This window comes from Zobellia russellii (genome assembly GCF_018728565.1).
Taxonomy (GTDB): Bacteria; Bacteroidota; Bacteroidia; order Flavobacteriales; family Flavobacteriaceae; genus Zobellia; species Zobellia russellii.
The window spans coordinates 1-20,800 of the sequence record NZ_JACSOI010000010.1 but is presented as its reverse complement, the minus strand read 5'-3'; the positions used below and the strand labels follow the sequence as shown (position 1 = coordinate 20,800).

Genomic DNA, 20,800 nt, shown 5'->3' with positions numbered 1-20,800 from the left:
CTAAACTCATGAAAAAAATAAGCCTTCTATTTTCATTTTTCTTAATCGTACAAATTGGTCTTGCACAAGAGTTCATAGAAATACCCTATGAAAAAAGTAAGACCGTAAAATGGGAAAACGAAGAAAGACAATACTTCTCGGATATTTGGAATACAGAGGTAGTTACAAATGTTTCCGTGCCCACCCTTCAAGTTTTTCAACCGGAGAAACCCAATGGTACATCTGTTATTATTGCTCCAGGCGGTGCTTTGTACGCGCATAGCATTAATAGTGAAGGACGTAACGTAGCCAAATGGCTCGCTGATAAAGGTATAACTGCGTTCGTTTTAAAATATCGTCTTGTTCCTACCGGTAAAGATGCGGTACAAGAAGTTAGTGATGACGGTAAGAACAACCCCGTCCGAATAGCAGAAAGAGTAGCTCCCGTACTACCTTTGTCTGTTGCTGATGGGCTTTCTGCAATTTCCTATGTTAGACAAAACGCAAAAAAATATCAATTGGATCCAAATAAAATAGGGTTCATGGGATTTTCTGCTGGAGGAGCTGTAACCATGGGCGTAGCTTACAATTATACAGAAGATAATCGGCCAAATTTTATAGTTCCAGTCTATGCATGGACGAGTGCTTACCCCGTTCAGGACGCTCCCAAGAACGCCCCGGATTTGCTTGTAATTTGCGCTAGTGATGACCCATTAGGTCTTGCTCCGGGCAGTATTGAAATTTATAATTCGTGGTTGAAAGCCGGCTACATACCAGAACTACATATGTACGCCAAAGGAGGACATGGTTTTGGAATGAAAAAACAAGGCCTACCATCCGACAATTGGATTCAACGCTTTCATGATTGGTCCGTTGCACAAGGAATTACTAAAACATCTAAATAAAAATAAATGAGGTTTTCCCTAATCTTACTATTGCTCACGGGTTTCAGCTTACATGCGCAAAGCGTCTTTAAAAAAGAAGTAGAAACCATTGTTCAAAAGAACGATTCATTGTACAACCCTTCACTGGAGAGTATTGTTTTTACAGGAAGCTCAAGCATACGCGTATGGAAAGATTTACAAGAAAGGTTTCCTGACTACCAAGTCCTTAACTCTGGGTTTGGAGGCTCACAAGCAGTAGACCTTCTTGAATTTACGAATGATCTTATCCTAAAATACAAACCTAAAAAGGTCTTTATTTATGAAGGTGACAACGATATTCAGAGCAAAAAGAGACCCAAAGAAATTATTAATACCCTAGCAGAAATACAGCGTATAATTTTTACGGAAAGTCCCCAAACACAGATTGTATTCATTTCTGCCAAACCAAGTATTTCCAGATGGAAACTGAGAAGGAAATACAAAAGGCTCAACCGGAAAATGGAAAAAATGACGCTTACTGATAATAGACTACAATATGTAGATGTTTGGAACCCTATGCTTAATGGAAGAAAGGTAAAACAAGATATCTTTGTATCTGACGGCCTGCACATGAACTCTAAGGGATATGAAATTTGGTATACCGTCTTAAAAGATTATGTAAACTAGGCATAAAAGAGTCCACTCCAAAAAAAACTAAAGATGAAATCTAACTTGATCAGCGCGTTATTTATCAGTTGCATATTTGTTGTCCTTTGTTCTTGTGAACCCGAGAAAAAGAAACGTGTGCTGAACCTCCCACAGACCAATCTGGCCATGGAAAACATGATTCCGTTGCCAATGAAAATCATACCTACCAATTCCGGTTTTGCCTTGGATAAATTTACGGCTATCTATACCTCTGAAAATGCAGATGGATTTCCTGAAGTGGGAAAATTTCTATCGGAAAAAATCCATGCTAAGACCGCTTTGGATATTTCCGTGAACGTTCAAGAAACTCCGAGCAGGGAGGGTGTCATCTATATAAACCAATCTGATAGTGTTGATTTAAATAGTCCTGAGTCATATCAGCTTTACATTAGCAAAGATTCTATTATTCTCAACTCAAATACGGCTGCCGGTGCTTTTAGAGGAGTACAAACAATTAGACAAATCATTCCGGAAACACCACTTGACTCAGTTGCTCCTTATGAAGTATGGAATATTCCTACCGGGAAAATTATAGACAACCCTGTTTTTGAATACCGCGGAAGCATGTTAGATGTAGCCCGTCATTTTTTTAGTGTTGAAGATGTAAAGAAGTATATAGACCTCTTGGCGTACTACAAATACAACGTTTTACACTTGCACCTATCGGACGATCAGGGATGGCGAATAGAAATAAAATCTTGGCCAAAACTTACGGAAATTGGCGGTAGTACTGAAGTTGGCGGCAAATCCGGTGGCTTTTACACACAAGAAGAATATAAGGATATCGTAAACTACGCTGCGGAGCGCCATATGATTATAGTACCTGAAATTGATATGCCCGGGCATACCAATGCGGCATCTGTTTCTTACCCCTTTTTAAACGGAAATGGTAAGAAAGTAAAACTATATACGGGCATGCGAGTTGGTTTTAGCACTTTTGACACTCGAAAAGACACTACATATGCCTTTATAGATGATGTGGTTAGAGAGCTATCTGCTATTACTCCCGGCCCCTACTTTCATATTGGTGGAGACGAGAGCCATGTTACCAAGAAGAAAGACTACATCTACTTTGTTGAAAAGGTTGAAAAAATAGTTCAGAAATATGGAAAACGTATGATAGGCTGGGATGAAATTGCCACTGCAGATATAGATTCCACTTCGATTTCTCAATTTTGGTCGAGTAAAGAGAATGCAGATTTGGCCGTAAAAAAGAACATGAAAATTATCATGTCTCCTGCTAAAAAAGCATACTTGGATATGGAATATGACACCCTGTCCAAACACGGATTACACTGGGCCGGTTATATTCCAACGGACACTGCTTACGTCTGGTCTCCGGAAACCTATGAAGGTATTCCCTTAGAAAACATTTTGGGTATTGAAGCTCCTCTATGGTCCGAAACCATTAGTAATATTGATGAACTGGAATACCTTGCTTTTCCCCGAGCCATTGGTTATGCAGAACTAAATTGGTCAACTCCCGAAAACAGAAATTGGGAAAAGTACAAGCTTCGGTTAGCCAATCAAGCACCATTCTTAGACCGGATGAACGTAAAGTACTACCCGTCTCCTTTAATAGATTGGAAAAAAAGCAAATTCACGTATAAAACAATCGATAAAGATTAGAGGTTTTTTCAAAAATTTTGCTGTAACATTATACAGGTGAATCTTAACATTGTAGGTTTTCTTTTTCTAATCTTAAAAGAAGCGAGTGTAATAAATCAAAATTGATAGGCTTTTCTAAATAATCAAAAATATCTCCAAAAGCGGAAGCTTTAAGCCTATCTTCGGGTCTTCCTGATGAGGTAGTAATTATTATTGGCACATTAGGACAAATGCCTAGATTCTGTTTAATTTCCAGAAATTCCCAACCATCTAAAATTGGCATATTTATATCCAGTAAAATAATATTTGGACATTCATTGGTCTTTAAATAGTCTATTCCCATTTGACCATTAGTTACTATCGTTATATCATTGAAACCCAAATCGTTTAATTTAGTTTCAGAAATGAAATTTGTTACGTCGTCGTCTTCTATAATCAGAATCTTTATCATTTTCGTTGGTTATTGATTATTAAAATTGAATATTAAATTCGGTTCCTTTATTAACTTGACTTTTAACCTCTATTCTTCCTTCTTTTTCCGTTATTATAGAGTGAATAATGTAGAGGCCAATACCAAGACCTTCAACGTGAGTGTGCATTCGTTTAAATAATCCAAATATTTTGTTGGCTACAGTTTGATCAAACCCGAGACCATTGTCTTTAAAATTGAGAAATATCTTATCATCAATCTTTTTTGTCCTTATTTTAATAATGGGTTTGCGATTGGGATGTTTGTATTTAAGAGCATTAGACATAAGGTTTTGCAAAATACTCTCCATTTGAACTGGACAATAATTTATCATAGGAAAACTCGAAAAATCAGCTTCAATAATAGCTCTACTATTGATTATATCTTCTGACAAGCTTGCTTTAATCTTTGCTACAACGTCTGCAAAAACAACATTTTCATGATTTCCGTTAAAATTGGATTTTACAGCGATTACATGATTTAAGGCTCTAACTTTATCACACATAACTTTAGTCACTTTCTTCATTCTATCCACAATTGGGCTTAAGTCTTCTGAGACCGGCCCTGCTTTCATAAACATTTCAAAAAGACTTTTTAAGTTTGTAAGCGGCGCCCTTAAGTCATGGGCGGCCACATAGGAAAACTCCTCTAACTCCTTATTAGACTTTTTTAGATTATCGTTTACCTTTTTTAAAGAATCCTGAGTATCTTTTAACTCATCTATTGTTCTACTTAAACTTGAAATGTCTCGAGTAGAAATCCCAAGATAATCTCCAATTTTAAAAGCCCTCACCATCCATTTATATTCTACATTATTTAAATTAAACGAAAGTTGATCGTAGCCAACAGGAATTCCAGTCTTAAATACTTCTTTATAAGATTTGTAGCGAGTTGTTCCTGTTAAGTGAGGAAATATTTCCAGCAAATTTTTCCCAATAATGTCAGGTCTTTTAATCCCCAATGTAACTATTGAGGCATTATTAACGTCTACAAAATTCATTTGGTTATCTAGAATTACAAAGGGAGAATAGGCATTTTCAAAAAAAGCACTTTTTAATTCGCTGTTAATTTCGGCTACATCTTTCATCATTTATCATTTGGTTAAAAATCACTTACTGTGCTAATTTCCAGAATTTTAACACAAACCATTAATAAAAAGAGCTATGTAGTAAGAAGCTGACGATGAATGGTAATTATCTATCGATGAAAAACCATAGACAATTTCGCAATCAAGAATTGATAAAAGAATTGAAGTATCTAAGTAAGAAATGAAAAATAGCGAGGACTAAGGAATTTTGCCCATGGTAGCATCAAATATTCTTTTTGATAATTTTAATTTAGTCCAAACTTTATCATCAAGTATTTAGAAGAAGTTTAAACGTTTTTACCAGCATATTTTGTGGCTAACAACAGCTTTGTAGCTTTCCAAAATTCTATGCTAGTGGGGTTTGGAGATAAAGAATTTTCTGGATTCTCAAAAAAAGTACTGACTAATAGTTTCAAGTATTGTAAGTTACTATTCTCTGATTTAAGGTGCTCAAAAGCCATAAGCCAATCATTAAATTCTCTATTATGGATTTTGTTTCCGGACAGATAGGTTACCCCTGTATGCCTGTCATCAAGCTTTATTCTCTCAAAAAGTTCTCTGATCTTGGTTTCGTCTCCTTCAATATATTGAATAAACCTTTCCTTAAAATAAAGTAAACATCCGGTAATGTTATTTTGCTTATTGAATTCCTTGGCCTTTTCCACCATTTCCTGGATTTCTTGGGGACCAAAATCAGCATTAGCAATAGAGGTATATACTAAACAGAACATGTAATTTGGTATGTGTTTGGTTGGCTTGTTACTAGCTAAGATAACGATTTAATAACGAAAAAAATATCGAAATTACTGTAATTCAATATTTTACAATTTATTCTTTCATTAAAAGAAAGATTTATCCTACGTTATAAATTTTGTGACACACCGCTTATTCTAGTAACAGTGTACGAAAAACAAAACCCTCCTAAAAGGAGGGTCTTAACTAATATATAATATTCTAAAAACTAGACTCTACTCCTCTTCAGAAGCGTTTTCTTTATCTGCGGAAAAATCCGTAATACCATTCTCATGAAGAATATTGTACCATTGTATTACCTTTTTAATGTCGCTGGCATATACCCTGTCTTCATCATAGTTGGGTAAAATTTCAAAAAAATACTCTTCCAACTTTATTTTTTCCGCTTTATGGGGAACCGAGGTTTTCTCTCCTTTTTCCTTAACCTGTATCTTTAAGAATACATCTCTTAAAGGCAACTCTTCGTCTAGCGTATAAATTGCAATTTCAGAAAGGATACTAACATTACTTCGCATACCAACGGTAATACGTTTTTGATCAATAAGTGATTCAGCTACAAACCCGGTACGGGTCTGGGTTACCAATTTGTAAAGGCCCGGTTTTCCGCCAATGGATAAGATTTTATCTAAACTCATATAAAAATTTACATTTTAGGAGCGCAAATATTGCACTTTTCAACGAATTACGATACAACTTTAACGTCCTTTTTTCTGGTTCGGGAAACGCATGCGATAATCTGCTCTAATGTTTCCTTTAGAGATGTTGTTCAATCTGCCCTTAAGCATTCGCTTTTTTAATGCCGAAAGTTTGTCTGTAAACAAAACACCTTCTATATGATCGTACTCATGTTGGATTACCCTTGCCAAGAGCCCATCATATGTATCTGTGTGTTCCTTAAAATTTTCATCTAGATAAGTAATGGTTACCGTATCTTTTCGCTTTATATCTTCGTGAACATCCGGGATACTTAGACAACCCTCGCTAAAAGCCCATTCCTCACCGGTTTCTTCTTCAATATATGCATTAATGAATACCTTCTTAAAACCGTCCAATTTCTTTTGATCTTCTTCGGATAAATCTTCATCCTTAGAAAAAGGAGTAGTGTCCACCAAAAATAAACGTATAGGCAATCCAATTTGTGGCGCCGCCAAGCCCACACCATTGGCATTATACATGGTTTCCCACATATTCTCTATTAACTCGTTCAATTTTGGATAATCATTTGGCAGGTCACTGCCCACTTTTCGTAACACTGGATCGCCATAAGCGATAATTGGTAATATCATCTAAATTTTATTTAAATAGGCTTGTAGAATAATTGTTGCGCTAATTTCATCCACCAAAGATTTATCTCTTCTTTGTTTTTTCTTTAGGCCGCTGTCTATCATAGTCTGAAAGGCCATTTTAGAGGTAAAACGTTCGTCCTGCCTTTCAACGGGTATGTGCGGAAAAACTTTTTTTAACCGATTTAAAAAAGGAACGATCAAAGCTTCTGATGCACTGGGAGTATTATCCATTTGGCGCGGCTCACCAACTATGAACTTCTCTACACTTTCCTTTTGGGTATAATCTTTTAAAAAGTCTATTAGTTCAAAAGTACGTATGGTAGTTAAACCTGAGGCTATTAACTGAAGTTCATCCGTAATGGCAATCCCCGTTCGTTTTTTTCCGTAATCCAATGCCAACAATCTTCCCAACCCTCATTTATTTTTTGCAAAAATAACCTATAAATTGTTATAACCGTAAAATTGAAACCTTAAATCATATTTGACCCCCTATATTTGCAACTTTAAACGGATAATCCAATTTTGATTTTCTTGGAAAGTCCAATGAAAAAATTATTATAACTATACATAACACTTAATTATATAGAACAGATGACGGAGTTAAGAAAGACCATAGAAAGTGCGTGGGAGAACAGAGATCTTTTAAAGGAAACAGCCACCCAAGATGCCATAAGAGAAGTTATAAATCTTTTGGACCAAGGTAAATTACGCTGTGCAGAACCAACCGCAGATGGATGGCAAATTAACGAATGGGTAAAAAAAGGCGTGGTACTTTACTTTCCTATTCAAAAAATGGAAACTCTTGAAGCCGGTATATTTGAATACCATGATAAAATTCCTCTAAAACGCGGTTATCAAGAAAAAGGTATTCGTGTAGTTCCAAACGCTGTTGCACGTCATGGCGCATACATTTCTGCCGGAACCATTCTAATGCCAAGTTACGTTAATATTGGTGCTTATGTAGATGAAGGAACTATGGTAGATACCTGGGCCACTGTTGGTAGCTGTGCCCAAATAGGCAAAAATGTTCACCTAAGTGGTGGTGTAGGAATTGGTGGTGTTCTTGAGCCGTTACAAGCTGCCCCCGTAATTATTGAAGACAATGCTTTTATAGGTTCTAGATGCATTGTTGTAGAAGGTGTTCGTGTTGAAAAAGAAGCAGTTCTAGGAGCTAACGTAGTTCTTACGGCCTCTACAAAAATCATAGACGTTACCGGAGATAAACCTATTGAAATTAAAGGTAGGGTTCCTGCACGTTCAGTTGTTATACCAGGGAGCTATACAAAGAAGTTTCCTGCCGGTGAATTTCAAGTGCCTTGCGCATTAATCATAGGCACGAGAAAGGAAAGTACAAATAAAAAGACTTCTTTAAACGATGCTTTAAGGGAATATGATGTAGCGGTTTAAGCAAACTAAAATATCAATTAAGCCCATAATCGTTTACTGTAAGCGTCTATGGGCTTTTTTGGTAAAATAATGTGATTTGTACGCAACCTTTTTAAATTCTTTGGTCTAGTTAATAAGTGAAGCGTAAGAAAAGTACTTAAAAAAGCAATTTATAGTTACTTTTTAAGTTATAATCTAGCAAGTTAAGAACGAACATATATAAATTTTCATTGATTTTGAGTAATTCTGACCATAAGCTTTCGGCATTGATCATTACCTTTAACGAAATGGAGCACATTAAAAAATGTATTGCTTCCGTTTCCTTTGCGGATGAGATAATCGTGGTTGATTCCTATAGTACTGATGGTACTTACGAATACTTAAGTGCACTACCCAATGTTCAGGTAATTCAACGTCCGTTTAAAAACTTCACCGATCAAAAGTCATTTACCCTTAATAAAGCATCTAACGATTGGATTCTATTTGTAGATGCCGATGAAGTTGTACCTAGCTCTTTAAAAACTGAAATTACCCAAACCATACACGACCCAAATGCCTTGAGTGCCTATTGGTTTTATAGAAAGTTCATGTTCAAAAATTGTAAACTGAACTATAGCGGATGGCAAACCGATAAGAATATAAGGTTATTCAAAAAAAGTCAATGTCAGTTCACCCAAAACAAATTAGTTCACGAAACTTTGCAAGTAAACGGTAGAACTGGTGTCCTTAGAGAAAAACTAATCCATTATTGCTATAAAGGCTATTCGGACTATAAAGCAAAAATGGTTCATTACGGGAGACTAAAAGCTAAGGAATTATACGCCCATAAAAAATCTTGCAATATTTTGAAGCTTCTTATTAAACCTATTTGGAAATTTGCCTATAATTACTTCATACGGTTAGGTTTCATTGACTTACATAGAGGTTTTACTGTTTGTTATTTAAACGCTTTGAGTGTCTATATTAGATATTCTGAGCTTTCTAATCTAGAAGTAAGTGCTAAAGCACAAAAAACTATAGGCAAGGAAGCTTATAAACTTAATAATGTTGATATAGTAACCAACTAAACTCTATGGTCCTAATCAATAAAATGTATTAGGAAATAGAATAGATTTGTTCTCTTTTTCCAAACCTTCACAACCGTTTGTTTTTATATTCCTATTTTCACACTTCGGTAAACGGATGAAAATTGCTATTACCCATTGAGCCTTCATATTGAACAAAATAAATCTACATTTTATAATTGGCGCAAAATAATATGACAAAAACGGCACTTGTGGAAGTTAGTACCAGCCATGAAGAATGTTTTTATTCTCAGGCTAGATTTATGCAGAATACAGAATTTGAACTTGACCTTTATATTCACCCTAATCTAAATTCCCAAATTGCTTCCTATCAAGGTTTATTTAAAAACATTTTCTTTGCTAAAGAAGAGAGTGGATTGTTTAAAAAACTCTGGTCATCAATTCAACTTGTAAAAAAATCGAAAAACTATGACCTTATTATTTTTAATACTGCTAGTTCTAGCAAGTTAATTAGAAACACTATATTCCTTCTAAATCTTTACCCAAAAACCAAATGTATTGGCCTACTCCATAATACCAAAAAGTTAGAGTCTAGCTTTACCCAAAAAATAATTTCCACCAAAATAAAGCAATACTTTGTTCTAGCCGACCATCTCGTTAAATCACCTTCAAGAAAAATTAAACTTGAAAGCTTCTACCCTATTTACTTTCCAAAAATTAAAACAAACATTGTTAAAAAGGAAAATGAAATTTGGATCGTTATTCCTGGAAGAATAGACTTTTCAAGAAGAAATTATACTTTACTCTCAAACGCCTTAGAAAAAGTGAGTACTCTAACCAACGTTAGGTTCATTTTTTTAGGAAAACTATTGGAGACAACTAAAGATGGTAAAGCACTTCTTTTGGAATTCAAAAAAAGTATTTTCTTTAAAAAAATTCTCTTTTTTGATTATTATATTGAAAATGAAGAATATCAAGCATACTTGTCCAGTGCAGATTTTATAATGCCTCTATTAAAATCGGACAGTTCTTACTTAAATCATAAAATATCCGGAAGCTTTAATTTAGCGTATGCCTATGAAAAACCTATATTGGCCCAAGATTTTTTCATGGATATCCCTGATTTTTCTGGACATGCAATCTTTTTTAATAAAGATAATTTACATCTCATTCTTGAAGAACTTGATAAGAGGAATCTAAAGCATCCTGCTATTAAACAGTTAGATAAATGGTCATTTGAAAACCAGAAAAAGAAGTACCTTAATTTTCTTCGCCTAACACATTAAATGTGACTTATAATTTAGATTTTTAAAGCTCTTTAATGAATAATGTTTAGCTTTACGATTATAGCTTTTTAGAGACACATGAGAATAGGTTATGACGCCAAAAGGATTTTTCACAATAGGACTGGATTAGGCAACTATGGTCGCGACATCCTGAGAATAATGAACTCATATCCTGAAATGGAAGAGTTTTTCCTTTTCAACACCAAAACCCCCAGCGTAAATAGAAAAATTGCTTTAGAAAAATCAACTATTATCTATCCAACGGGCTGGTTTTGGAAAAACTTTCCCGCCTTATGGCGTTTGTTCGGCCAATGGAATCAAATAAACCATTTAAAGTTAGACTGGTACCATGGCCTATCCGGAGAAATTCCTATTCAGCTTAAAAAACAAGGTACAGCAAAAATTGTCACAATTCACGACCTTATTTTTATAAGCCACCCCAAATATTATAATTTTTGGGACCGTGTCATTTATCGCCTAAAATTTTATTACGCGGTGCATGCGGCAGACCATATTGTAGCTATTAGCGAACAAACCAAAAGAGATATAATAAAGTTCTTAAAAGTATCTCCTGATAAGATTACGGTAGTGTATCAAGGATGTCACAACGCATTTAAAACTATATATTCCGAAGAACAAAAAAATGAGATTAGAGCACGTTATTTTCTACCTGAACAATTTATACTAAATGTAGGCACTATTCAGGAACGTAAAAACGTCTTGGCCATAATTAAATCTATAAAAGGTACCAAATACCATTTGGCTCTGGTAGGAGGAGAAAAGTCTTATGCGAAAAAGGTGCGCAGATACATCCAAGAGCATAACATGCAGAAACAGGTAACCTTTGTAAAAAAGATAAGCGTTCAAGATTTGGCCATTTTATACCAAGCTGCCACCCTACTCTGCTATCCTTCATATTGTGAAGGGTTTGGCATTCCTTTGATTGAAGCACTATTCAGTAAAATACCCATTATTGTTACCAAAGGCGGATGTTTTCCGGAAGCTGCTGGGCCGGATGCTATTTATGTAGACCCGGATAATACCGACGAGATTCTGCAAAATATTAAGAAATTATATGAGTATCCCGAATTAAGAAAAGAGTTAGCTGAAAAAGGCTATTCTTATGTTCAAAAATTCAATGATGAAAATGTGGGCGCCAGTCTTGTTGCTCTCTATAAAAAAATTGGATAAATGGGGTCTATTTGTTTTTTTAATACAGCCGTTGCTTGGGGCGGAGGAGAAAAGTGGCACTTTGAAGTCAGCCAACACCTCCATAACAAAGGAATACCCGTTTTTGTAGTTGCACACTCAAAAAGTATATTATTAGAAAAACTAAAGAAAACAGACATTCCCCATAAAGAAATTGCACTCTCCAACCTTAGCTTTATAAACCCTTTAAAAATAGTGCTGGTAAGAAATATTTTAAAAACTTGTATCATTGATTCTATTGTTATGAATCTATCAAGTGATGTGAAAATTGCGGGGCCAATAGCTAAATCCTTGAATATCCCTAGAGTTATTTATAGGCGCGGTAGTGCTATTCCTATAAAAGATACTTTTCTCAATAGGTATCTATTTAAAAAAGTTCTTACAGAAATACTTGCCAATTCAATAGCTACAAAAAAAACCGTTTTGGAATACAACCCCAAGCTGTTTCCTAATGAGAAAATAACGGTCATATACAACGGGGTTAAAGTACCAAAATTACCAAAAACGGATAATCACCCCGAAAAAAACAAAACTATTACATTAATAAATATAGGCAGACTAGAGCACCAAAAAAACCAAGGTTTTCTGCTGGATGTCGCTAAAAAATTATTACAAAAAGGAATAGATTTTAAGTTATTGATTGGTGGTGAAGGACGTTTACACGATGAATTACAATCAAGAATAAACAACGAAGGTTTATCAAAAAATGTAGAGCTTAGGGGGTTCATTGAAAAACCTTATGATTTTATTTCCATGGGTGACGTTTTTTTGCTTTCATCTCATTGGGAGGGTTTTGGCTATGTTTTGGCAGAAGCCGCACTTTGTGGCAAACCATCTATTGCTTTTAATATTAGTAGCAATCCGGAAGTGGTGGTACACCAAAAAACCGGAATATTAACTCCCCCTAACAACATAGACAGCTTTGTAGAAGCTATCGAAACTTTTGCCAAAGATAAATCTCTGATTGAGAAAATGGGTGTAGCAGCAAGAGCTTTTGCCGTAAATCAATTTGAAAAATCTAAAAAACTAAGAGAAATAGAAGCGTACTTGATAGATGAATAGAAAGGAGAAAATCTCGGCTTTACTAATTACTCTCAACGAGGAAAAACACATAGATGCGGTCTTACAGAACTTATCGTTTTGTGATGAAATCATTGTTGTGGACTCTTTTAGTACTGATCGCACTATAGAAATTATAGAAAAGCACCGGAATGTACAACTCATACAACGCCCTTTTAAAAATTATACCGATCAAAAACAATTCGCTTTAGATCAAGCTAATTTTAACTGGGTGCTGTTCATGGATGCCGATGAACGAGTTACTCCTGATCTTGAAAAAGAAATACTTCATGAAATTGAGTACGCCAGCAATCCTGCTGCCGCTTATTATTTTTTAAGAATATTCATGTACAAAGACAAAGTCCTACATTTTAGTGGATGGCAAACGGACAAAAATTACCGACTGTTTCAAAAAGATAAAGTAAAATTCGTTTCTGATAGAATCGTTCATGAAACCCTTGAAGTCAATGGCAGATCTGAAACTCTAAAAAACAGACTCATACATTACTCTTTCAATAGTTATGAAGAGTATAAATCAAAGATGGTTAAATATGGTAAAATGAAGGCCAAAGAATCCTTTGATGCAGGTAAAAAAGCCAGGTGGTATCATTCGGTTTTAAGACCCAGTTGGAAATTCTTTAATCACTATATACTTAGATTGGGATTTTTAGATGGCAAAAAAGGTCTTGTTATTTCCTATCTAAATGCACTGGGGGTTTACACCAGATTCAAAGAACTTAAACGTCTGAATTCAGCAAATTATAAATGAGACGGAATCCTAAAAGTATAATCCTTTTCTGTCCCACAAAAAATTGGGGTGGGATAGAAAAAAATCTGCTATTGAGAGCCATATATTTAGGTAATGCTGGCTATATAGTTGTAGTAGTACTATTAGAAAACACATTTGAAACAAAGTTTTTAAATCTCACAAATGTTTCTGTTCACACCATTACAAAACGCGGTGGAGATTTAAATTTCTTAGTTGTTTTAAGATATGGAAGGCTTATTAAAAAAGTTAGGCCTGTAACGGTATTTGCTGCGCTTAAACGAGATTGGTGGTTAGTTTCGTTATCGGCCCACTTAACCAAAGTACCCAATAAAATCCTATATCTTGGCAACCTCAGAAAGGTTAAGTCCAGTCTAAAGTATCGTCTAGTATTTGAGGTTTTTAAGTCCAAGGTGTTGGTCAATAGCGATTCTTTAAAAGATGACTTGTTACAAAATAGCTCTCACTTTAATTCAAGTAATCTTATTAAAATTAATAATGGTATAGAACTCCCAATTACTGAAAAAGATGAAGATTGGCTTCCCGTAAAATCTCTAAATCTTCCCGCAGATACATTTTTCGTAGGTGTTGCAGGATGGTTGAATTACAGAAAAGGATTCGACCTTTTACCTGAGATACTAGAAAAATTACCCCAAAATGTGCATGTATTACATGCGGGCACTGGTGGTTTTGAACTGAATATGGATGAAATATTATCCAAATACCCCAATCTTGTATCACGTATTCACTTTCTTGGTCATGTTAGCGCAATGGACCAATTTTTTCAAAATATTGATGTGTTCCTATTATGTTCTAGAGAAGAGGGCATGGCCAACGTATTATTGGAATCATTAAGTCACGGTGTGCCCATTGTATCCACAAAAGTACCCGGTAGCCAAGAATTGTTGGATAACGGTGCCTACGGTATCTTAACCGAAATAAACGATGTAACCGCTATGGCCAATGGCATTCAATCCATAATGGAGCAACATATAAAATTTGAGCCTGATTATTTAAAACAAAGGATTACAAGTAGTTTTTCTTTAGAAAAAATGATGAGAAATACGGAACAACTATTTTTTCCTCCAGAGTAATAATTTATTGAATCATGACCGAAGAAATCAACAAATGCATAGAAGTCCTAAATCAAGGCGGCCTCATTCTCTACCCAACTGATACTGTTTGGGGCATTGGTTGCGATGCCTCCAATGAAGCGGCGGTAAAAAAAATTTATGACCTCAAACAAAGAGAAGACAGTAAAGCTTTAATTTGTCTGGTGGCCAACGATGCCATGCTCGAAAGAACGGTAGAAAATGTTCCCGATTTGGCCTATGATATCATGGACCTTTCTACCAAACCCACCACTATTGTATATGATGGCCCAAAAGGGGTTGCCAAAAATTTAATTGCAGAAGACAATACTCTGGCCATTCGTGTAGCTTCGGACAAATTCTGCCGTTACCTGATCAATAAGTTCAAAAAACCTATAGTTTCTACCTCTTCCAACATTTCAGGGCAGCCAACCCCTAAAAGTTTTGCCGAAATAGACGAAGTTATTTTAAAAGGTGTAGACTATGTGGTAAATTTGCAGCCCGAACAAAAAAATGCGGTTCCTTCTGCCATTATCAAATTAAGCAGTGATGGCACGGTAAAAATCATACGTGAATAAAGTTCATGTCTTTCAAGACATTGACCCTTATTAGTTATTCGTATTTTGGGCAGTATACTAAAAATGAAATCTTTGAACTACGAAAAAGCGCTTTCCAACCCTATTTTTAAAATCGTTTCTCAAGCAGCCGATGAAATTGGTGTGGACTGTTATGTTATTGGGGGATTTGTCAGGGATTTCCTTTTAAAAAGAGGAACGGCCAAAGACATAGATATTGTTGCTGTTGGAAGTGGTATTGAACTGGCAAAAAAGGTGGCGGTCCTGCTCAAGGGAAAACCACAGGTAAGTATATTTAAAAATTTTGGAACAGCTATGTTGCGTCATGGTGATATAGAACTGGAATTTGTTGGTGCCCGTAAAGAAAGTTACCATAGGGATAGCCGTAAACCCGTAGTAGAAAACGGAACCTTGGCCGATGATCAAAATAGGCGGGATTTTACCATAAATGCATTGGCACTATCTTTAAAGTCCGATAACTTTGGAGAGCTTCTTGACCCTTTTGATGGGGTTGCCGATTTAGAGAAAAAAATTATTCGCACACCTCTTGAACCGGGTATCACCTATTCTGATGACCCGTTGCGGATGATGCGTGCCATTCGCTTCGCTACACAGTTAAATTTTACCATTGAGCAAGCTTCCCTACAAGCCATTACGGATAACAAGGAGCGTATAAAAATTATTTCCAAGGAGCGAATAGTTGATGAACTTAATAAAATTCTATCCTGCGAAACACCTTCAACCGGGTTCGCCTTACTCCATAAAACTGGGCTTCTGCCGTATATTCTTCCTGAACTGGTAGCATTGCAAGGCATAGAAGAAATTGAAGGGCAACGCCACAAAGACAACTTTTGGCATACCCTAGAGGTGGTAGACAACATTTCAAAAACTACGGATAACCTATGGTTACGTTGGGCCGCACTATTGCACGACATTGGGAAAGCGCCAACGAAAAAGTTTCACAAAAAAATTGGTTGGACATTCCACGGACATGAATTTGTGGGCTCTAAAATGGTTTACAAACTGTTTAAAAGACTCCGTATGCCATTGAACGATAAAATGAAATTCGTCCAAAAAATGGTACTAATGAGTTCTAGACCCATTGTTCTTGCGGAAGATTATGCTACGGATTCGGCTGTACGCCGATTGGTTTTTGATGCAGGGGAAAATGTAGAGGATTTAATGACGCTTTGCGAAGCCGATATCACTACCAAAAACCCTAAGAAACAAAGAAGATATAAGAACAACTTTAAAGTTGTCCGTCAAAAAATTATTGAAGTAGAAGAGCGAGACCATATACGCCAATTTCAACCTCCGGTGAGTGGTGAAGAAATCATGGAAACCTTCAACCTAAAACCGTCAAAGGAAATTGGTATCATTAAAGAGGCTATCAAAGAAGCCATTCTAGAAGGTGAAATTCCCAATGAATACGAGGCCGCAAAAGAATTTATGTTGGCAAAAGGAAAAGCGCTTGGTCTTACACCCTCCTAAATAGGGTACAATGCCTATTTATATCCTTAAAAAAGATTGGACTTAGCTTAACAATACACCGCAGATTATCACGTTTTAATGTTGAACACAAATGAAAAACAATTAAAATATGTGAGGTGTTTTTTTAGCAACCTCTGTTTACAGGTTAAAATACCCGCTTTTCTGGTGATGAACAAAGAACAGTAGTGCTTAGCAACAAAAATAGATACCTTTACAACCACATATACAAAATTGCCTTCTTTTTATCCAACTAAAAAGTCATGAAAAAATTCCTCCTGATTGTACTTTTAACCGCTGCCTCACTTTGTGGACTTAGAGCACAGCAAGATGCCCAATATACACAATACATGTATAATACTATGGCTATTAACCCAGCTTACGCCGGTTCTCGCAGCGTACTTAGTATTGCGGGATTGCACCGTTCGCAATGGGTTGGTGTAGAAGGCGCGCCAAAAACACAGACTCTCAGTTTGCACACTCCTATCAATGACAGGGTAGGCGTTGGTCTTTCCATTGTAAATGATGACATAGGAAACGGAACCAGCCAAGAAACCTATTTTGACGGTGTTTTTTCCTATACGGTACCTATTTCAAGAGAAGCAAATCTTTCATTTGGACTAAAAGCCAGTGCTCATGTCCTAAACTTGGATTTTAGTAAATTGTCCAACTACAGCAACGAAGCCTCTGGAGCAGGCCTTACCAACATTGACAATAAGCTTTCCCCAAATTTTGGAGCCGGTGTCTATTATTACGATGAACGATTTTACATGGGGCTTTCCGTGCCTAATTTCTTGGCTACAAAACATTTTGACGGTGATGCCTCTAGCTCTTCTTTTTTAGCCAAAGAACGCATGAATTTTTATTTGGTTTCGGGATATATCTATGACTTAAACCAAAGATGGCAGTTTAAACCCGCAGTACTATTAAAAGCAGTTAATGGAGCTCCATTACAAATAGATTTATCCGCTAATTTCATGTTCAACGATAAATTTATATTGGGGGCGGGTTATCGTTGGGATGCGGCTCTAAGTGGCATGTTCGGTTTTCAAGCCTCGGACCAAATATTGCTAGGTCTGGCTTATGACAGAGAGGTTACGGAATTAGGTGGCACCAGATTTAACGATGGCTCTTTTGAAGTGGTATTGAGATATGAATTTAAATCTAGGTATAGAAGAACAACCGCTCCAAGATTCTTTTAAAAAAATTTCCACAACAGCTTTAAAAAAATTTTTTCGGTATTAACCATTCTTTCTCCCTACTTCCCTTTTTCTCAATCTACCGTATCTACCCTATGGCAAATAAATCATCCTACAGCTTATAAGGTCTATACATCTGGTTTTTCGTACTATACAACATATAATTTGAGACGTCTGTATCCCTGCTTAAATTTACGTTACAACGTTGTAAGTCTTTATCTACAATAATTTTATAAAGACCGCATAAAATACATTCCCTTTTGGCGAATCGTTTTAAAAAAATTTTCGGGGCCTTTCTTTTGTTCTTACTTGCCCATGTGGCAAACGCCCAACAAACCACAAATTGGACAGCGGTATCCTCTTCTGTATGGGAGTCTGTTACCGATGATGGGTTAGTGCGTGTGGAGTGTAGAGTAGCAGGAGGGGTGACTGTTTTAGGAAACGAAACCATGGGCTGTACAAGCGCTTCCACTTATAGCGACCCTCTGGTATTTGGTAGTAATTCTTTAGAAATTTCCGCAAGTTCCACTGCCGATGGCAATTTAAACTTTTATTTTTTTGATGCAATTACAGGGGATCCCGTTCATATTGTAAATCCCATTTTGCATGCTGATAAAGTGGGCACTTTTGCCGTGGTCGCAATACTTTCCGATGCAGCAACTGGAAACTTTAATATTACAAACGGCACATGGACAGAGTTAAGTTCCAATGGTCCTATTTTTCAATCTACCCCTACCCTTTTCAATATTGACGACACTTCCCTGTTGATTAGTGGAGGAGGAGAATGTGTAAACGGTTCCAACATTGGAACAGGTGGAGGAAGCTTACGTGTTGAAAATGTTACAAGTTCCATAGAAATGGATGTAGATGTCACTGGCGGTTTACTTTCTCTCCTTACTGCTTCCGATGAAGTCGAATTCGTACTTACCAATCTCATCATTGCCGACCCAAAAATTGAAGTAACCAAAACGGTCATTGAAAATTTTGGAGACCCGGTCAGTATTGGAAATACAATTGATTATACCATTACCGTAGAAAACACCGGAAACGTTGCTTTGAACGCCATAGACCTAATGGATACGTTTACCGATATAGACACAAATACATTATCACTAACAAGTGGCCCAACCTTTAACTCATCAACTATGGGTTCTGGTGAAGGAACACTCCTTCCTACCGAAAACGCAACTTACTTAGCAAGTTTCGCTCTAAACTCAACCGCTATAGAAGCTGGAGGGGTCAGCAATCAAATTACTGTTCTTGCCGATAGTCCATATGGAACCGATGACGTAAACGACCTTTCCGATGACGGCATTGATACCGATGGAAACATTGAAGACGACCCTACCATAAGCTATTTCCCTACTGCAGAAAATGAAACCGTTACCATATGTGAAGCGGACACAATTGATATTAATGTTCTTTTAAACGATGATTTTGGTGGAAATGGGCCTGCCTCCGGCACTATATTTATTGTTAGTTCCGCAAGTTCGGGAACTGTTTTGGTTAATGACAATGGTACTTCATCCAACCCTTTGGACGACTATATAACCTATACTTCGGCCACGGGGTATACCGGCTCAGACAGTTTTGTTTACGGAATAAGGGATAGCAAAGGATACACCCAATACGCCACGGTTTCCATTATAGAACAAGCCGCTCCCGATGCAGGCTCCGACGGAACGTTGACTATCTGCGAAGGCGCAACGGTAAACGAATCACAGCTTTTCAGTCAGCTCGGTGGTACACCCGATTCCGGTGGGACATGGTCGCCAGCAGTGACAGGAGCCGGCACTTATACTTACACTGTTGCGGCGACAGCACCTTGTACCTTAGACAGCACATCCGAAGTGGTAGTTTCCGAACAGGCTGCTCCCGATGCAGGTACGGACGGAACATTGACCATCTGCGAAGGTTCGACAGTAAACGAAAGCCAACTTTTTGCCCAGCTTGGAGGAACTCCCAACTCAGGAGGAACTTGGTCTCCTGCAATGGCTGGTGGGGGAACCTATACCTACACCGTTACGGCGACAGCGCCTTGTACCGTTGATGATATCTCAGAAGTTATTGTTTCGGAACAGGCCGCTCCCAATGCAGGTACAGACGGAACTTTGACCATCTGCGAAGGTTCAACAGTAAACGAAACCCAACTTTTCGCACAACTCGGTGGAACCCCTGATTCAGGAGGAACTTGGTCACCGGCAATGGCAGGTGCCGGAACCTATACCTATACCGTTACGGCGACAGCGCCTTGTACTGTGGACGGGACGTCAGAAGTAGTGGTCTCCGAACAGGCAACTCCCGATGCTGGTGCCGATGGAACATTGACCATCTGCGAAGGGGCGACGGTAAACGAAACCCAACTTTTCGCACAGCTCGGTGGGACACCCGATTTCGGTGGGACTTGGTCTCCTGCAATGGCTGGTGCCGGAACTTATACCTACACCGTAGCGGCTACTGCGCCATGTACCTTAGACAGCACATCCGAAGTGGTAGTTTCCGAACAGGCAGCTCCCGATGCAGGTACCGATGGAACGTTGACCATTTGCGAAGGTTCAACAGTAAACGAAACCCAACTTTTTGCTCAACTCGGTGGTACTCCCGATTCAGGTGGGACATGGTCTCCAGCAATGGCAGGTGCCGGAACCTATACCTACACCGTTACAGCTACTGCTCCATGTACCGTTGATGATACTTCCGAGGTAGTTGTCTCCGAACAGGCCGCTCCCGATGCAGGTACAGACGGAACGTTGACCATCTGCGAAGGGTCAACAGTAAACGAAACTCAACTTTTTTCTCAACTGGGTGGCTCTCCGGAATCAGGAGGGACTTGGTCACCTACTCCTTCGGGAGCAGGAACTTATACTTACACCGTTGCGGCAACTTCACCATGTACAGTGGACAGCTCATCTGAAGTGGTAGTTTCAGAACAGGCCGCTCCCGATGCAGGTACCGATGGAACG

The 20,800-nt window shown here is 37.4% G+C and carries 20 protein-coding genes; 14 read left to right on the top strand and 6 right to left on the bottom strand.

Translation table 11 applies throughout. The annotated features are described in order from the left end of the window. The first annotated feature begins 8 nt into the window (after positions 1 to 8). From H9565_RS18010 to H9565_RS18000, 3 genes are read left to right on the top strand one after another with little or no spacing between them, the layout of a single operon-like run. Positions 9 to 884 (top strand): alpha/beta hydrolase, encoded by an 876-nt coding sequence (locus H9565_RS18010; RefSeq protein WP_215441772.1) that lies wholly within the window; start codon positions 9 to 11, stop codon positions 882 to 884. A gap of 6 nt (positions 885 to 890) precedes the next feature. Further along, positions 891 to 1,529 (top strand): GDSL-type esterase/lipase family protein, encoded by a 639-nt coding sequence (locus tag H9565_RS18005; protein WP_215441771.1) that lies wholly within the window; start codon positions 891 to 893, stop codon positions 1,527 to 1,529. Positions 1,530 to 1,562: 33 nt separating this feature from the next. Continuing rightward, on the top strand, positions 1,563 to 3,179 hold the full coding sequence (locus H9565_RS18000; RefSeq protein ID WP_215441770.1) for a family 20 glycosylhydrolase: 1,617 nt from the start codon (positions 1,563 to 1,565) through the stop codon (positions 3,177 to 3,179). 43 nt (positions 3,180 to 3,222) lie between these two features. Here H9565_RS18000 and H9565_RS17995 read toward each other — a convergent pair whose 3' ends face one another. The 6 genes from H9565_RS17995 to ruvX form a co-directional block, all read right to left on the bottom strand. Further along, the gene (locus H9565_RS17995; RefSeq protein ID WP_215441769.1) at positions 3,223 to 3,609 is read right to left on the bottom strand and encodes a response regulator; all 387 of its coding nucleotides are present in this window, start codon (positions 3,607 to 3,609) and stop codon (positions 3,223 to 3,225) included. Positions 3,610 to 3,628: 19 nt separating this feature from the next. Continuing rightward, the gene (locus tag H9565_RS17990) at positions 3,629 to 4,717 is read right to left on the bottom strand and encodes a PAS domain-containing sensor histidine kinase (protein WP_215441768.1); all 1,089 of its coding nucleotides are present in this window, start codon (positions 4,715 to 4,717) and stop codon (positions 3,629 to 3,631) included. 284 nt (positions 4,718 to 5,001) lie between these two features. Then, the gene (locus H9565_RS17985; protein WP_215441767.1) at positions 5,002 to 5,445 is read right to left on the bottom strand and encodes a BLUF domain-containing protein; all 444 of its coding nucleotides are present in this window, start codon (positions 5,443 to 5,445) and stop codon (positions 5,002 to 5,004) included. Positions 5,446 to 5,682: 237 nt separating this feature from the next. Next, positions 5,683 to 6,102, bottom strand: coding sequence for a DUF5606 family protein (locus H9565_RS17980; protein ID WP_215441766.1), 420 nt, complete (start codon positions 6,100 to 6,102; stop codon positions 5,683 to 5,685). A 60-nt stretch (positions 6,103 to 6,162) separates the two neighbouring features. After that, positions 6,163 to 6,753, bottom strand: a complete 591-nt coding sequence (gene def / locus H9565_RS17975; RefSeq protein WP_215441765.1) for a peptide deformylase — start codon at positions 6,751 to 6,753, stop codon at positions 6,163 to 6,165. Continuing rightward, a complete protein-coding gene (ruvX, locus tag H9565_RS17970) occupies positions 6,754 to 7,164 on the bottom strand; it encodes a Holliday junction resolvase RuvX (protein WP_215441764.1) in 411 nt (136 codons plus the stop codon). It lies immediately after the preceding gene. 180 nt (positions 7,165 to 7,344) lie between these two features. Here ruvX and H9565_RS17965 point away from each other — a divergent pair, with 180 nt between their 5' ends. The 11 genes from H9565_RS17965 to H9565_RS17915 form a co-directional block, all read left to right on the top strand. Continuing rightward, positions 7,345 to 8,160 carry a 2,3,4,5-tetrahydropyridine-2,6-dicarboxylate N-succinyltransferase gene (locus tag H9565_RS17965; protein ID WP_215441763.1) on the top strand — a complete coding sequence of 272 codons (816 nt, stop codon included), beginning with the start codon at positions 7,345 to 7,347 and terminating at the stop codon, positions 8,158 to 8,160. Positions 8,161 to 8,375: 215 nt separating this feature from the next. Continuing rightward, complete coding sequence (locus H9565_RS17960; protein ID WP_246560786.1) at positions 8,376 to 9,206, top strand: glycosyltransferase family 2 protein; 831 nt, start codon at positions 8,376 to 8,378, stop codon at positions 9,204 to 9,206. 191 nt (positions 9,207 to 9,397) lie between these two features. Next, positions 9,398 to 10,450: a hypothetical protein gene (locus H9565_RS17955; RefSeq protein ID WP_215441762.1), complete on the top strand. Its 1,053-nt coding sequence runs from the start codon at positions 9,398 to 9,400 to the stop codon at positions 10,448 to 10,450. A 78-nt stretch (positions 10,451 to 10,528) separates the two neighbouring features. Next, the gene (locus H9565_RS17950; protein WP_215441761.1) at positions 10,529 to 11,641 is read left to right on the top strand and encodes a glycosyltransferase family 4 protein; all 1,113 of its coding nucleotides are present in this window, start codon (positions 10,529 to 10,531) and stop codon (positions 11,639 to 11,641) included. Then, complete coding sequence (locus H9565_RS17945; protein WP_215441760.1) at positions 11,642 to 12,721, top strand: glycosyltransferase; 1,080 nt, start codon at positions 11,642 to 11,644, stop codon at positions 12,719 to 12,721. It abuts the gene before it with no gap. After that, a complete protein-coding gene (locus H9565_RS17940; protein WP_215441759.1) occupies positions 12,714 to 13,487 on the top strand; it encodes a glycosyltransferase family 2 protein in 774 nt (257 codons plus the stop codon). The genes H9565_RS17945 and H9565_RS17940 overlap by 8 nt, the downstream gene beginning before the upstream one ends. Before the next feature lie 71 nt (positions 13,488 to 13,558). Beyond that, positions 13,559 to 14,578, top strand: a complete 1,020-nt coding sequence (locus tag H9565_RS17935) for a glycosyltransferase (protein WP_215441758.1) — start codon at positions 13,559 to 13,561, stop codon at positions 14,576 to 14,578. A 14-nt stretch (positions 14,579 to 14,592) separates the two neighbouring features. Continuing rightward, positions 14,593 to 15,153, top strand: coding sequence for an L-threonylcarbamoyladenylate synthase (locus tag H9565_RS17930; protein WP_215441757.1), 561 nt, complete (start codon positions 14,593 to 14,595; stop codon positions 15,151 to 15,153). 63 nt (positions 15,154 to 15,216) lie between these two features. Continuing rightward, positions 15,217 to 16,641 (top strand): CCA tRNA nucleotidyltransferase, encoded by a 1,425-nt coding sequence (locus H9565_RS17925; RefSeq protein WP_215441756.1) that lies wholly within the window; start codon positions 15,217 to 15,219, stop codon positions 16,639 to 16,641. 260 nt (positions 16,642 to 16,901) lie between these two features. After that, on the top strand, positions 16,902 to 17,840 hold the full coding sequence (locus H9565_RS17920) for a PorP/SprF family type IX secretion system membrane protein (RefSeq protein WP_215441755.1): 939 nt from the start codon (positions 16,902 to 16,904) through the stop codon (positions 17,838 to 17,840). 257 nt (positions 17,841 to 18,097) lie between these two features. Continuing rightward, positions 18,098 to 20,800: Ig-like domain-containing protein (locus H9565_RS17915; RefSeq protein ID WP_246560784.1), on the top strand; the 2,703-nt coding region annotated here is incomplete at its 3' end.